The 277-nt window shown below is 41.9% G+C and carries 1 protein-coding gene; it reads right to left on the bottom strand.

Annotated features, from left to right (window positions below; translation table 11 throughout):
* On the bottom strand, nucleotides 1-277 hold a 277-nt coding region (locus NE668_RS09775), incomplete at both ends, for a hypothetical protein (protein ID WP_256196775.1).

The following is a 277-nucleotide window of genomic DNA, read 5'->3' on the forward strand; positions in this document are numbered from 1 at the left end:
TTCACAATCGCCGACCAGGTAAATATTCTTTCCTTTTCTTTCCAGCGGATTAGGCAGGTAACCGACTGATCCGATCACAGAGTCACAAGGAATCTCTATCTCTTTTCCGGTTTTATCTGTACAGATCACCGAATGTTCTTTTACTTCTTTTAACTTTGTTTCGAGATATACCGGAACTTCGTGCAGCTCAAACCATTCCCTCAAATAGGAACTATTGGCAAGGCAAACTCCTTTCTGCGCCACAAGATCATTTTTCATCTCAACAATAACCGGTCTC

Source organism: Veillonella parvula, from assembly GCF_024461875.1.
Classification (GTDB): domain Bacteria; phylum Bacillota; class Negativicutes; order Veillonellales; family Veillonellaceae; genus Veillonella; species Veillonella parvula_I.